Below are 14,229 nucleotides of genomic sequence, written 5' to 3'. Positions count from 1 at the left end.
CGTCAGCCTCCCGTTTCCTGGCGCGCGGTCGGCTGCACACCAAGAGCCTTGCGAATTTCGGCATGATCCGAGAAGGGCAGCGTGACCGCGCCGACCGTCTGTCCCTGCTCGTGCCCCTTGCCGGCAACGATCAGCGTATCTCCGGGGCCGAGCATTCCCACGGCATGGCGGATAGCCTCCGCACGGTCGGCGATCTCGGTCGCGCCGGGTGCTGCGGCCAGGATCTCGCTGCGGATCGTCGCTGGCGTTTCGGAGCGCGGATTGTCGTCTGTCACGATGACGATGTCGGACAAGCGGCGCGCGATCTCACCCATCAGTGGCCGCTTGCCCTTGTCGCGGTCGCCACCGCAGCCAAACACCGTGACGACGCGTCCGGTCGTGAAGGGGCGGACGGAGGAGAGGACCTGCGCCAGAGCGTCCGGCTTGTGAGCATAATCGACATAGGCCAGCGCGCCCTCCGGCGTCTGACCCACGAGTTCCAGCCGGCCCGGAGCACCCTGCAGTTTTTCGAGCGCCAGCATCACCGTGGGCGCATCCACGCCTGTGGACAAAGCAAGCCCTGCGGCCACCAGGGCATTGGAAATCTGGAAGTCACCCGCGAGCGGCAGGTTCACCTCGAAGATGCGTCCATCGACATGCACTTCGGCGATCTGCTTGTGGCGGAAATGCTCGACGCGCTTCAGGGCGAGATAGTCGCCCTTGCGGCCGACGGTGCGCACGTCGCTGCCGGCGGCTTTCGCGGCCCGGATCGCGGCATCCGACCACTCGTCGTCGGAGAAGATGATGGCCGGCGCGCCCTTGGGCAGCAGCGCTTCGAACAGACGCATCTTGGCGCCGAGATAGTGTTCGATCGTCGGATGGTAATCCATGTGATCGCGACCGAGATTGGTGAAGGCGGCGGCCGACAGGCGCACGCCATCGAGCCGGCTCTGGTCGAGCCCGTGACTGGAGGCTTCCATGGCCGCGTGCGTGACGCCGGCCGCGGCCAGTTCCGAGAGCAGCTTGTGCAGGGAGACCGGATCGGGCGTGGTGAGCGAACCATAATCGTTGCGACCGGGCGCAACGACGCCGGTCGTGCCGATCATCGCAGCGGCAAGTCCGGCATGCGCCCAGATCTGGCGGGTGAACGAGGCGACGGAGGTCTTTCCCGCCGTGCCGGTGACGGCGACCATCGTTTCCGGCTGCCCATCGTAAAAACGTGCGGCGGCCAGAGACAGAAACGCGCGGGTCGAGGCGACGCGAAGGACGGGCACGGGAAGATCGGGGCCGAGATCGTCCTCGGTCACGATAGCCACCGCGCCCCGCGACACGGCATCATCGACATAGAGGCTGCCGTTCGCCTTGTTGCCGGGAACGGCGACGAACAGAGTGCCGGGCGAAACCTTGCGACTGTCGGCCGTCAGTCCGCCGATATCGGCATCGGCCTGACCTGGAGGCAGGACCGTGCCTGCCCCATCGTTACCGTTCGCAAGCGTCGCTAGGTCACTGATCTTCATCGATTGCACTTTTCCCAACACGATTCCCTCGGGCCATCACGGCCGCGTGACCGTCCTTTACCGCTCAATACGCCACAAGCAAGGCGGAACCGTCGGCGCCGAACTTCGGCTCGACGCCCAGAAGCGGCGCGGACCGGCTGATGATGTCATGCACCATCGGCGCCGCCGTGTTGCCGGCCAGCGCCGCCCCGTTGCCCTTGTCCGTCTTCGGCTCGTCGATGAAGGTCAGCACCACATAGCGCGGATCGTCGATCGGGAAGCCGGCGAGGAAGGCGTTGAAGTTGGCGTCACTCGAATAGCGACCGTTGACCACCTTGTCGGCCGTGCCCGTCTTGCCGCCGACGTTGAAGCCGGGAACGCGGGCGTTGCGGCCCGATCCGTGAACACCGTTCCAGCGGAACAGGTAGCGCATATCGTCGCTGGTGGATTTCTTGATGACCTGCGTGGAGGCGGCAGCGGCCTCCTCGATGGAGCGCGGCAGGAAGGTCGGTTCGATCAGCTTGCCGCCGTTGATCAGCGCGCCACCGGCGACCGCTGTCTGCAGCGGCGTGGTAGAGACGCCGTGGCCGAACGAGATCGTGATCGAGTTGATCTTCTTCCAGACCTTCGGCTGGCTCGGCATCTTGATTTCCGGCAGTTCCGTCGGGATCCGCGTCAGAAGGCCCATCCGCGTCAGGAACTCCTTGTGCGCGTCGATGCCGACGATATCCGCCATCTTGGCCGTACCGATGTTGGACGAATACTGGAAGATCTCCGGCACGGTCAGCACGCGATGCTTGCCGTGGAAGTCCTTGATGGTGAAGCCGCCGATGCGAATGGGGAAACGCGCGTCGAAGCTGTCCGTCAGCTTGACCTTGCCGCTGTCGAGCGCCATGGCCGTGGTGAACGACTTGAAGGTGGAGCCCATCTCGAACGTGCCGTTCGACATGCGGTTCATCCAGCCTTCCTTGGCGCCGTCCGCCGGCTTGTTCGGGTCGTAGTCGGGATAGGAGACCATGGCGAGAATCTCGCCGGTCTTCACGTCCATGACGACGCCGCCGGCGGCCAGAGATTTGAACTTGGCCATCGCATCGACGACGACATCGCGCATGATGTTCTGGACGCGCAGGTCGATCGACAGGCGCACGGGCTCAAGCTTTGCATCGCTGGTCATGCCGATGGCGGCGAGATCGGCAAGGCCCTGATTGTCGATCCAGCGCTCCATGCCGGCAATGCCGCGATTGTCGACATTGACGTGGCCGACGACATGCGATGCGGTGACGCCGCCCGGATAAAAGCGGCGCTTCTCCGGCCGGAAGCCGATGCCGGGAATGCCGAGCGCGAGGATTTCGCTCTGCTGCTTCGGCGTCAGCTGACGGCGCAGCCACTGGAAGCGCGATTTGGACTTCAGCTTGTTGTAGATGTCGGCATTGTTGAGGTTGGGCAGCACGGTCGCCAGCTGCTCGACGGCCTCGTCCGCATCCACGATCTTGTGCGGCTCGGCAAAGAGCGACACGGTGCGGATGTCGGTTGCCAGAATCTGGCCGTTGCGATCGAGAATGTCGGGCCGCGAGGCCATCAGATTGTCGGCGCGGCCGATGCTCGACACCGTCTCGGGCTGGGCGAAACCGTACTGGATCAGGCGCCCGCCGATGACGCAATAGACGACCGAGAAGCCGGCGATGACGATGGCGACGCGGCTGCGGGCCTGGTTGCCACGCCGCTTGCGGATGCCCTCGAACGGTGCGCCGCGCGAAAGGTCGCCGGGGTGATTGTTGCCGCCGGCAGAGAAATGCGCCTTGCTCTTGACGACCATGATGCGGGAAAGAAACGACATCAGCGCGCCACCGAACCTGTTGAGATTTCGTCGGTCTCCCGGCTTTCGCTGGATGCGACGGCCGGGGCGGCCTTCTTCTTGCCCTTGCTGTCCTTCTCTTCGGGCGGCGGGACATCGGCCTTCAGCATCGGCAGCTCTTCGGGATGCGCAAGCTGCGTCGGATCGGTGGGAACGAGCTGCAGGTCCTTGTCATAGGCCTTGACGAGACGATCGAGCCGGTTCGGCTGGGTCAGGAGCGCCCAGTCGGCCCGCAGCAGATCGATCGTGTCTTCCTCGAGCTTGATCTGCGCATCGAGCGAGCGGACCTCCTCGAGCTTGTTCTCCGCCTTGTGCTTGATCGTATAGGTCACGGTCGCCGCAGCGGTCATGACGACGATCAGCACGATATCGAGCGTTCTCAGCATGCGTCAGCCTCCCAGCTTCGAAAGACTTGCAAGGTCTGGCAGATCGAAAATCGACATGTCGGCGGCCTCGGCTGGAGCATGCGTGCGTTCCCCGACCCGCAGCTTGGCGGAGCGGGCGCGCGGATTCCTGGATGATTCGTCTTCGCTGGCAGCAATCATCGCCTTACCAACTGGTGCGAAGGTTGCCGGGCGTTCGTGCATGATGGGAAGATGACGCGAGCCCGATGCCTTGCCGGCGCGGTCCTGGAAGAATTTCTTGACGATCCGGTCTTCGAGCGAGTGGAACGTGACGACGCTCAGCCGCCCGCCGGGCTTCAGCGCGCGCTCGGCGGCAAACAGCGCCTGAGCCAGCTCGCCGAGCTCGTCGTTGACGAAGATGCGCAGCGCCTGGAAGACGCGGGTTGCCGGATGGATCTTGTCCTTGGCCTTGCGCGGGGTCACCACCTCGATCAGCCCGGCAAGATCGCGCGTCGTCTCGAACGGGGTGTCCGCCCGGCGCTTCTCGATGGCGCGCGCGATGCGGCCCGACTGCGGCTCTTCGCCCAGAAACCCGAAGATGCGGATGAGATCGCCGACCTTCGCGCGGTTTACGACATCGGCCGCGGACACGCCATGGCTCGACATGCGCATGTCGAGCGGACCGCGACGCTGGAACGAGAAACCGCGATCGGCCTCGTCGATCTGCATTGAGGACACGCCGATATCGAGCACGACGCCATCGAGCCCGCCTTCGGGCGCATGACGGGCCAGCTCGGAAAATTGCGCGTGCACGAGGGTGAGCCGACCGGCGCTCGCCGCAACGAGGGCCTGCCCGGCAGCAATCGCGCTCGGATCGCGATCGAGCGCGATCACATCGGCGCCGCCCTCGAGAATCGCCGACGTGTACCCGCCGGCACCGAACGTGCCATCGAGGATCGTCTTGCCGGGTCCCGGCTGGAGACTGTTCAAAACCTCTGGGAGAAGAACCGGAATGTGGCGGACCGGTCCGCCATCGGCTCCAGTTGCACTGTCGCCAAGATCCGCCACCATTCCGTCTCTCCATGCTAGCCGGGGCGCAGACCTCGCAACCTGCGTTCCTGACGTGCCGCCGCCTGTGCTTCCTGAAACACCTGCGGCGCCCATAACTGAAAGTGATCCGCCCGGCCAACGAAAGTCACCTCGTTGGTGATGCCGGTGAAGTCGCGGATGAAATCCGTGACCATCAACCGACCTTCCTGGTCGAGCTTCATGAAGACCCCGCCCCCGTGAATGAGGAGCGACATCTCGTTGGCTTGCGGCGAAAACGGATCCTCGCCCGCAATCTGCCGCTCGAAACGGTCCAGCAATTCCGGTCCGCCCGCACTGATGGCCGGGAACACGAAATCCTGGAAACAGTATAGCTCCCGGATATCCAGCTTCGCCAGCACGCCGCGAAACGACGAGGGAACGGAGACCCGTCCCTTCGCATCGATACGGTTCGTGGCATGCGAGAGAAAGCGGTTCATGACGCGCGACAGCCGTTTTCATCCAATGCGCCGACGGCAAACGCCCGCAAGCAACCCCGGAAGCAGACACAATACGCCACCGCCGGGCGAGAGGCCCGTTCCAAAACCCCTGTCGGGGCAACCACCAAACTCGCGATGATCGGGCCGTCAACGACCCCTGTGCAGTGCATGATTGGGATAGCATGGGACCATATGGGGGTCAATGGGATTTGGGTCGCTGGAGGGGCCGCCTCCACCCCTCATTGATAGACTGTTAAGTTTAACAAATGGTTACGACGTCCCCGGCAAGACTTTGTTTACAAAGCGCGTTCCAACAGTCCCGAAATACCGCAGGCAGCATTCGGAAACGCTCAAATGCTTGAGAGAACAGCGACATAGACGAAATGTGCGGGCATGCCGATACGCGGTATCGCACGCAGGAATGGTAGGGAGGGAAAAAGCGCCAGTCGGCCTGTAAGCCGGGTTCTGTATGGCTCCGGCCGGTTGAGGACCGGAACGTGGCAGCCATTCATCTGGGACGACGCTCGCGCGCCGCCTCGTGCAACCCACCCGGATGACTGGCCCGGAACAGGCCGGCAGCCTTGCGGCTCCCACGTCATCCCTATTCGGTCTTGCTCCCGGTGGGGTTTACCGTGCCGCCCCTGTTACCAGACGCGCGGTGGGCTCTTACCCCACCCTTTCACCCTTACCCGCGTCAGACGCGGGCGGTTTGCTTTCTGTGGCACTGTCCCTGAGGTCGCCCTCGCCGGACGTTATCCGGCACCGTTTTTCCGTGGAGCCCGGACTTTCCTCCCCCCGCAACCTTTCGGTCATAGCGGAGAGCGGCTGCCCGGCCGACTGGCAGCGCCCTGATAGCGGAGACTTCCGGCCTTGGCCAGCGATATCCACGAGCGGACGTAGCCGTCTCAGGCAAAGATCGGCGCGAAAGACTGCGTGTAGCCGTCGTCGTCCACCGCACCGTCAAGGATCAGCGAGGCCCCGAGCCGGCCGATCTCGTCGCAGCTCTTCGCCGCCATGCCGTTGCCGCCGGCAAGAACCGCGACACGGTCGGACTCGACATAGCCGATATAGGGATAGCCGCTCTGCGTCAGCGAGACGACGCACGGCGAGAAATGCGTGGAGACCGGTGCGAGGTCCGGCAGGATATCGGCAAGATGCCGCGCCAGATGGGCCGCGGCCTCGCCGCGTCCGCCACTACGGAACCATGACCGGATCGCCCCTTCGTCGCCGAGCGCAAGATCGTCCGGGTCTCCGCCGATCTTGATGTAGGTCTTGCCGTCGGGGTAGAGGATCGGCGGCAGAAGGTAGAAGCTTTCGGCCTCCGTCGGCCCGTTGCGGATGAGCGACGGCATGAGAGACAGGCGCTCCCGATCCGCCTCGGCAACTTCCGCGAAGAGAACCGTGCGCGCCATGACCTGCATGGCAAGCCTGCGTCTCAGGAGCCTGTCCGACAGCGCGAACCCGCCGGTCGCCACCAGCACCTTCTGCGCCCGGTAAGCGGCGCCATCGGCGGTCGTCACCGTTACGCCGTCCGTGGTCTCGGCAAGGCCGGTCACCACGTGGCTGATGACGGACGCGCCGGCCATGGCGGCACAGACGGTCTCTGCGGCCACCAGTGCCCGCGGGTTCACATGCCCGGCAGCGCGCGCCTCGAAAATTCCGCTCTCATGGTCGTGGAAGGAAAAATAGGGAAAGCGCGATTGCAGGTCGGTCTTCGCCATCCGGGCGATGGGGACGTCGAGCCCTCGTGCAGCGGCATCGACGTTGCGCAGATACGCACCCCCGTCTGCCGCCGCGATCAGGCAACCGACCTCGGTATAGAAGGCAACGCCGGATCGGGTCTCGATCCCGTGATAGCGCTCGATGGAGCGGCGGGCCATGCGCGCCCAGTCGCCGTCGCTGTCGATGGTGCGGGTGATCCGGCCATTGTCATAGTGGCTGGAGAAGACGCCCTCATGCGTGGCCCAGTTACGCGGCTCGTCCGGGCCGATCAGCGCGACGCTCGTCCCGCTCACCGCCAGATGGCGCGCGGCGGCCGCGCCCATCATACCCTTGCCGATCACGATCGTGTCGAACGTTGCGCTCATCGTCATCTCCGGACTGCACCATCTCGAACGGGGGCTCCGCCCTCGCCTTTACGAGTCCAGCAGAGTCTGGACCTTGCCGCAATAGCGCCGGGAGACCGGGTTCATGCGGGTGGCGCCATGACCGGCGTTGTAGCGCAGGATGGTGCCGCAGGTGAAGCCGCCGGAGAGCCGATGCGCCTTGGCGAGATACTTCATGCCGAATTTGATGTTGGTTTCCGGATCGAACAGCCCTGCCCGGCTGCCGTCATACCCCATCATCCGCGCCGTCGCCGGCTTGATCTGCATCAGCCCGATTTCACCGGCGCTGCCGCGCGCCTTCGGGTTGAAATTGCTCTCGACCCGGATAACGGCATGCGCCAGATCGATCGGCACGCCGAAGGCCTGCGCATAGGTGGCGATGAGACCGGAATAGGCCGGCGCGTCCATCTCGAAACTGGTCAGCGGAAAGCCGAGCGTGCGCCCGATATCGGGCAGCGAACGCGTCATCTCGGACGTTTTGACGTCCTCGAGAGAGGCTGTTCTCGTCGGTGAGGATTGAAAGGAAAGTTCTGTGGAAGCGGTCTGGTAGGCGGCTTCCGGTGCCGGCACGACCGGTGCGAAAGCGCCGGCGAATGATGGTTGAACCCCCGAAAAAAGCACGCAAAAGCAGGCGGCTGCCTGGACGACAGTCGTTCGTCTCATGAATTTTGTAATCTCCGCTGGGATCGGGAAGCCAGCGGACGCCCCGCCCCGGCCTCGTCCGATCCATGATCATGGTCATCAGCGGGGAACGGTACGCAACCCTCAGGACCCCGCCCTCGGTACGGCGTCAAAATCCGTGTGGAACATGGTCATGATATGGCGATGCAGCAAAATGCTGCGAAACGGTAAATGTGACGGTGATCGTCAGCGCGCGAACTGCGGCAGCGAACCGAGCAGCCGATGCAAGGTGTCGAGCGTCGAAATATCGGCGATTCCATCGACTTGGCTCGGTCGGAAATGCCGCTGGAAAGCCTCCACGACGCCCTGCGTCCGCTCGCAGAATTCGCCAGTCACCTCAAGGCCATAGCCATAGAGCGACAGCATGCTCTGAACCGCTTCGACGGGCTGGCCGTGGTCGCCCCGCTGAAAGTAGCGTCCGCCGCCGACGGGCGCCGGCGTGACCCAGTGGCCAACGCCGTTTTCATACAAGTTCTTCCAGGGGAAATTTTCCCCTGGATCGACCTTGCGGACCGGGGCGATATCGCTGTGGGCCAGCACCCTCTCGGGGGCAATGGACCAGCGTTCGACACAAAACTGACACAGTTCGACGACCCCCGCGATCTGGACCGCGGGGTAATCCGGCAATCCGCCGGGATGTCCCGCATTGACGATCTCGATGCCGATCGAGCGGGAATTGATGTCCGTCTCGGTCTTCCAGACGCTCTTTCCGGCATGCCAGGCGCGCCGGTCCTCGGCGACCAGCTGGTCCACCCGGCCGTCCTCATGCACGAAGTAATGGCTGGAAACCTGGCTCTCCTCGCGACACAGCCAGTCGAGCGCACCGGCCGCCGTCGGCATGCCGGTATAGTGCAGGATGATCATATCGGGACCGGACACGCCCAGCCGCTCGTTGTGATTGGGCGAGGCGACGAACCGCGCCTTCGGAAAGTCGCAGACGGAAAGGCTCATGCGGCGCGACGTTCTCTCTCGATCGCCGCATAGGCGGCGTTGAACGCGGCCATCCGGTCGTTTGCCGACGCATACTGCTCGGCCGGAACGCCGCGGGCGACCAGAAGGTCGGGATGATACTCGGAGACGAGAACGCGGTAGCGCCGGCGGATGGTCGAGAAGTCGTCCTTGCGCGACACGCCGAGCAGCGCATAGGGATCGACACCTTCGAGATAGGCATGCCGCGAGAGGATCGTCTCGAACTTCACATCGTCCATGCCGAAGATCTCGGCGACGCGGCGCAGGAAGGTGAGCTCCTTCTCGTGCAGCGCCCCGTCGGACTTGGCGATATGGAACAGTCCGTCGATGATATCTTCAAGCACCGGGCAATTGGCTTCGCCTGAAACGCAAAGCCCCGACAGCTTCTCGGCATAGGCCTCGTAACCCGCGACGTCCTGACGGGCGAGATTGTAGAGCCGGGCGACGTTCTGCGCCTGATCTTCCGGGAACTTGAAGATCTGCCGGAACGCCGAGACCTCGGCCTCCGTCACCACGCCATCGGCCTTTGCCATCTTGGCCGACAGCGCGATCATGGCCACGGAAAAAGCCACCTTGCGGCGTGTTTCCGGGTCGCCCTCGAACAGCGTCCGGATCGCTTCGACGAGACCCGACAGCGCATTGCCGGTCGATGTCACGATTCCGATGAGGCGATCCCAGATCGACATGAGGATGTTCTTTCCCGTTTGTCCGGCCTGTCTCAGGCCCGTTTCGTCCGGCGGTGATTGTCTGGACTAAAGCGTCGCACATGCGATTTGTTGCATCGGAACAGCAGACATCTCGGGTCGCGGTCCCGCAAGGAGCCGAAGTCTGATCAGATGTCGCCGGCGATTGCAAGACGAGGACGGCCTCGAATGACACCTTTGTGATGGCCCTCACTATTTTCATGCTGCAATTTGCGCTCAACGCTCGGCAGCCCTGCGGTTCATGTCATTTTACTTGAGGGGGATCTGGGCTAGGACAGGTGCGGAACCCGATGAATGGCATCATCCCGAGGAGGAATCATGGCCAAGCAGAAAGTCGCAATGCTCACGGCGGGCGGTCTCGCTCCGTGCCTGTCGTCTGCCGTAGGCGGACTGATCGAGCGCTATACGGATATCGCCCCCGATATCGAACTCATGGCCTACCGCTCCGGCTATCATGGCCTGCTTCTGGCCGACCGGATCGCCATCACGCCGCAGATGCGCGAAAAAGCGGGCCTTCTGCACCGCTATGGCGGCTCCCCCATCGGCAACAGCCGCGTGAAGCTGACCAACGCCGCCGACTGCGTCAAGCGCGGCCTCGTGAAGGAAGGTGAAAACCCGCTGCGCGTCGCAGCCGAGCGCCTTGCCTCCGACGGCGTGACGATTCTCCACACGATCGGCGGCGACGACACCAACACGACGGCCGCCGACCTTGCCGCCTATCTCGGCGCCAACGGTTACGACCTGACCGTGGTCGGCCTGCCGAAGACGGTCGACAACGACGTCGTGCCGATCCGCCAGTCGCTCGGCGCCTGGACCGCAGCCGAGTATGGCGCGAGGTTCTTCGACAATGTCAGCAACGAGCAGAGCGCCGCACCCAAGACGCTGATCGTCCACGAAGTCATGGGCCGCCATTGCGGCTGGCTGACAGCCGCGACGGCACGCGCCTACATGCAGACGGTCGAGACGACCGAATTCGTCGACGGCTTCATGATGAACAAGGCGCTCAAGACCATCGACGGTCTCTATCTCCCGGAAACGGCCTTCGACCTGCAGGCGGAGGCCGAGCGCCTGCGCGCCGTCATGGCAAAGACCGGCTACGTCACCCTCTTCGTCAGCGAAGGCGCCTGCATGGATGCGATCGTTGCCGAGCGCGAAGCCGCCGGCGAGACCGTGAAGCGCGATGCCTTCGGCCACGTCAAGCTCGACACCATCAATGTCGGCAACTGGTTCTCCAAGCAGTTCGCGGATCTTCTCGGCGCCCAGCGCGCCATGGTGCAGAAGTCGGGCTACTACGCCCGCTCGGCCCCGGCCAATATCGACGACCTCCGCCTCATCCAGGGCATGGTCGATCTCGCGGTCCAGAGCGCCCTCGACAAGGTCTCGGGCGTCACCGGTCATGACGAGGACCAGGGCGGCAAGCTGCGCACCATCGAGTTTCCCCGCATTCGCGGCGGCAAGCATTTCAACACCGCCACGCCGTGGTTCGGTGACGTGATGGATGCGATCGGCCAGAGCTGGAAGCCGGCACACTGACGACAGGACACCCGGGAGCATGGCGGTCGAGCGAGGATCCACCACCATGCTCCCGGGTACCGATGGATGGCAAGAACGGCGCCGGGGCTCGAAAAACACGCGCTCCGGCGCCCGCATTTCCGGGCTTTCGCGGCTGTGGAAACAGCCGCCAGACGGGTCCATCTCCCGCCCTCGCTTGCGACCAGCCTTCATATAGGTTAATGACGGGCACGACATGGCGGCTTTTGGCTGCAGCACTGGTAAGGCTACGGGGCCACAAAGCACGAAAGCGACAGCATGGCAGTTTCACGTCTTTCCGTTCATAAACAATCTCTTACGGCATGCGCACTGATCTCGGCGACCTTGATGGCCGGCTGCTCGAGCGTGGAGCGCACCCCGATGGAGCAGTTGATGGCAGCGCAGACGGTCACGCCGCTTGCCAAGCCCGGAACGGAAATGACGGCTTACGCTTTGCCGACACCGGACGGCGCAGCCACCACGGCCGCAGCCGCCCTCGCCGCCCAGACGGCCAACGCGTCGGCATCCGCAACCGCACCGGGCGTTACCGCGGCGACGACCACAACAGCGGTGGCCACGGCATCGGCCGAGGCTGCAAAGACCGCACCGGCCAACCCCTCGGCCATGACGGCGCTGGCCAACACGGAGGTCGCGTCCCTGACCCCGGCCAAGACGACCACATCCGTCAATGCCGCCAACCCGCTTCTCGCCAGCACCGCGACCGATGCCCTGCCGGAAACCGCCAATGCGATGATCACCGTGCGCAAGGTCCCCGTCCAGCCGACGATCGCCAGCGCCGGCGCCATGGATTCCGATTTCGACACCGGCGAGCCGGTCGGCCTGGAAACGCTCGTCGCCAAGCGCATGATCGTTCCCGCCGCCAAACCGCAGCTGATCTCGGTCGCCTATTCCAAGATGGAATCGGCCGCCAGCGCCCTCCTCGGCCGCGAGAAACCCACCAGTTCGCGTCCCGAACTCGACAAGCTGATCACCCATTACGCCAAGCTGAACGGCGTGCCCGAAGAGCTGGTGCATCGCGTCGTCCGCCGCGAGAGCACCTACAATCCGCGCGCCTACCACAACGGCAACTACGGCCTCATGCAGATCCGCTACAACACGGCCAAGGGTCTTGGTTACGACGGCCCGCCGGAAGGCCTGTTCGATGCGGAAACCAACCTGAAATATGCGACGCAATATCTGCGCGGCGCCTGGGTCGTTGCCGAAAACCAGAACGACAATGCCGTCAAGCTCTATGCGAGCGGCTATTACTATCACGCCAAGCGCAAGGGTCTGCTCGACACCCTCGGCATGCGCTGATCGCACATCCGGCCAGGGGCTGAACCGCGATCAATCACCGGCTTGCGCTCCCGTCCCGCAAAACTCGGCCCCTCAGCGCGATGATCCTGCCAGCGCTTTTCTCACGATCAGAATGTGAACGCCGGATGTCCCTGTGCCATCAGGGCTGCGGCTGTGCCAGCGCGGCGATGATGTCGCGATGGAGCACGCTGTCATCATAGCCCGCCCGGCGCGGCGTCAGGCCCAGCCTGACCACGGCGAGCTTCATCGAGGGCACGAGCAGGATCGACTGCCCGTCATGCCCTCGCATCCAGTAGGCATCGCTCGGAAAGCCCTGAGCCTCCGGCCCCGTCTTCATCCAGACCTGCCCCGAGCCGAACCGCCCGTTGGAGGCGGACGTCGCCGTGCGCATGAGGCGGACGTAGTCGGGCGGCAGGATCTGCTCGTTGTTCCAGGCGCCGTCCTGCAGCAGGAAGAGCGCGAATCGCCCCCAGTCCCGCGCCGTCGCATACATATAGGACGAACCGACGAAGGTGCCGTGCGCATCGGGCTCGAGGATCGCGCTGCTCATGCCGAGTGGCCGGAACAGGGACGCCCGCGGAAACGTCAGCGCTTCGCGCGGGCTCGCAAACGAATTCATCCACAGGCGCGACAGGATAACGGAGGTTCCGCTGGAGTAGGAAAACTGGGTGCCCGGCGAGGTATCGAGCGTCTTCGACGCGGCATAGGCCGCCATGTCGTTCTCGAGGAAGAGCATGCGCGTCGCATCCGTCACGCTGCCATAGCTCTCGTTGAAGCCGAGGCCGCTCTGCATGCCCAGCAGGTCCGACAAGGTGATCCGGCTGCGCTCGTCGTTGCGCCACTGCGGCAGGAGATCGGACGCATCGAGCGCCATCTGCCCGTCGCGGATGCGCAGGCCAATCAGCGCGGCCGTCACCGTCTTCGTCATCGACCAGCCGAGAAGCGGCGTGGAGGCATAGAAACCGCGACCATAGCGTTCGGCGATGATCCGCCCGTCCCGGATGACGACGAGACCGCGCAGACCGGGCCCGACCCGCTGGTCGTCCTCGATCAGCGCCTGAACCCCGGCATCCGCCACCAGCGCGCCACCTTCCGGCCAGGGCTGCGTGGTGTCGGGCTCGACGCCGCGGCGGCGCAGCGACCGGTTGCCGGGGAAGGCCGCAAAGGCGCCGTCGGTCACGTTGGAGCAGCCGAGCCCGTCGCGGAAGATCGCGTGCCCGGGTGCGGCAAAGCCGAACATGCGCGCCGTCACCGTCTTGCGCTGCTCGTCGACGGACACGCGAATGAAACGGAGCAAGGGGTGGCCCGGCGCCTGTACGTCATCGGCCAGAACCTCCGACGCATTGCGGCCGGCAACGAACAGGCTGGAACAGACCATCTTCGCCGCATAGCTGTCGCCGAGCTTCAGGAGGTCGGGAGGCGCGACCGTCAGCCAGGCGCCGGCACCGGCAACGAGTGTGAACAGCCCGCCGGCCATCGACATGAGAAACGTGCGTCTGCGCATGATCCGGTTCCGCATGACTGCAGGACCCACGGCCGGCCGAAGCGGCAGGACAGCAGGCCATGCAGCGAATGAAGCTGCCACGACGGTGCCCCCTGCAAGACAGGGGTGGCAACGCGCGCGGGCGAATGCCCGTCCGCGGCACGAGACTGCATCCAGGCTGACGCCGCCGCCACTATGGCCGTTTCGACAGGGGGAGCGCAACCCGCCAGCCGCGGGACA

At 64.5% G+C, this 14,229-nt stretch carries 12 protein-coding genes and 1 other RNA gene; 2 read left to right on the top strand and 11 right to left on the bottom strand.

Annotated features, from left to right (window positions below):
* Positions 1 to 2: 2 nt before the first annotated feature.
* From LRX75_RS17140 to LRX75_RS17095, 10 genes are all read right to left on the bottom strand, one after another.
* Entirely contained in the window at positions 3 to 1,496 is a 1,494-nt protein-coding gene (locus tag LRX75_RS17140) for a UDP-N-acetylmuramoyl-L-alanyl-D-glutamate--2,6-diaminopimelate ligase (RefSeq protein WP_231815906.1), read from the bottom strand.
* A gap of 64 nt (positions 1,497 to 1,560) precedes the next feature.
* Positions 1,561 to 3,312, bottom strand: coding sequence for a peptidoglycan D,D-transpeptidase FtsI family protein (locus LRX75_RS17135; protein WP_231815905.1), 1,752 nt, complete (start codon positions 3,310 to 3,312; stop codon positions 1,561 to 1,563).
* A complete protein-coding gene (gene ftsL, locus LRX75_RS17130; RefSeq protein ID WP_231815904.1) occupies positions 3,312 to 3,716 on the bottom strand; it encodes a cell division protein FtsL in 405 nt (134 codons plus the stop codon). The genes LRX75_RS17135 and ftsL overlap by 1 nt, the downstream gene beginning before the upstream one ends.
* Positions 3,717 to 3,719: 3 nt before the next feature.
* Positions 3,720 to 4,745 (bottom strand): 16S rRNA (cytosine(1402)-N(4))-methyltransferase RsmH, encoded by a 1,026-nt coding sequence (gene rsmH, locus LRX75_RS17125; RefSeq protein WP_231815903.1) that lies wholly within the window; start codon positions 4,743 to 4,745, stop codon positions 3,720 to 3,722.
* A gap of 14 nt (positions 4,746 to 4,759) precedes the next feature.
* The gene (gene mraZ, locus LRX75_RS17120) at positions 4,760 to 5,200 is read right to left on the bottom strand and encodes a division/cell wall cluster transcriptional repressor MraZ (protein WP_231815902.1); all 441 of its coding nucleotides are present in this window, start codon (positions 5,198 to 5,200) and stop codon (positions 4,760 to 4,762) included.
* 438 nt (positions 5,201 to 5,638) lie between these two features.
* An RNA gene (gene rnpB / locus LRX75_RS17115) (RNase P RNA component class A) lies at positions 5,639 to 6,041 on the bottom strand.
* 64 nt (positions 6,042 to 6,105) lie between these two features.
* On the bottom strand, positions 6,106 to 7,287 hold the full coding sequence (locus LRX75_RS17110; protein ID WP_231815901.1) for an NAD(P)/FAD-dependent oxidoreductase: 1,182 nt from the start codon (positions 7,285 to 7,287) through the stop codon (positions 6,106 to 6,108).
* A 48-nt stretch (positions 7,288 to 7,335) separates the two neighbouring features.
* Complete coding sequence (locus LRX75_RS17105) at positions 7,336 to 7,968, bottom strand: lytic transglycosylase domain-containing protein (RefSeq protein WP_231815900.1); 633 nt, start codon at positions 7,966 to 7,968, stop codon at positions 7,336 to 7,338.
* A 204-nt stretch (positions 7,969 to 8,172) separates the two neighbouring features.
* Positions 8,173 to 8,937, bottom strand: coding sequence for an N-acetylmuramoyl-L-alanine amidase (locus LRX75_RS17100; protein ID WP_231815899.1), 765 nt, complete (start codon positions 8,935 to 8,937; stop codon positions 8,173 to 8,175).
* Complete coding sequence (locus LRX75_RS17095; RefSeq protein ID WP_231815898.1) at positions 8,934 to 9,641, bottom strand: J domain-containing protein; 708 nt, start codon at positions 9,639 to 9,641, stop codon at positions 8,934 to 8,936. The genes LRX75_RS17100 and LRX75_RS17095 overlap by 4 nt, the downstream gene beginning before the upstream one ends.
* 336 nt (positions 9,642 to 9,977) lie before the next feature.
* On the opposite strand from LRX75_RS17095, the gene LRX75_RS17090 reads away from it, so the two are divergent.
* Positions 9,978 to 11,192 carry a pyrophosphate--fructose-6-phosphate 1-phosphotransferase gene (locus LRX75_RS17090; RefSeq protein ID WP_231815897.1) on the top strand — a complete coding sequence of 405 codons (1,215 nt, stop codon included), beginning with the start codon at positions 9,978 to 9,980 and terminating at the stop codon, positions 11,190 to 11,192.
* Between the two features lie 276 nt (positions 11,193 to 11,468).
* Positions 11,469 to 12,506 (top strand): lytic transglycosylase domain-containing protein, encoded by a 1,038-nt coding sequence (locus LRX75_RS17085; RefSeq protein WP_231815896.1) that lies wholly within the window; start codon positions 11,469 to 11,471, stop codon positions 12,504 to 12,506.
* A 139-nt stretch (positions 12,507 to 12,645) separates the two neighbouring features.
* Here the strand turns inward: LRX75_RS17085 and LRX75_RS17080 are convergent, their stop codons facing one another.
* On the bottom strand, positions 12,646 to 14,010 hold the full coding sequence (locus LRX75_RS17080; protein ID WP_231815895.1) for a serine hydrolase domain-containing protein: 1,365 nt from the start codon (positions 14,008 to 14,010) through the stop codon (positions 12,646 to 12,648).
* Positions 14,011 to 14,229: the final 219 nt, after the last annotated feature.

This window comes from Rhizobium quercicola, assembly GCF_021168455.1.
GTDB lineage: Bacteria > Pseudomonadota > Alphaproteobacteria > Rhizobiales > Rhizobiaceae > Ferranicluibacter > Ferranicluibacter quercicola.
The sequence above is the reverse complement of the archived record's forward strand: the minus strand, read 5'-3'. Positions and strand labels throughout refer to the sequence as shown.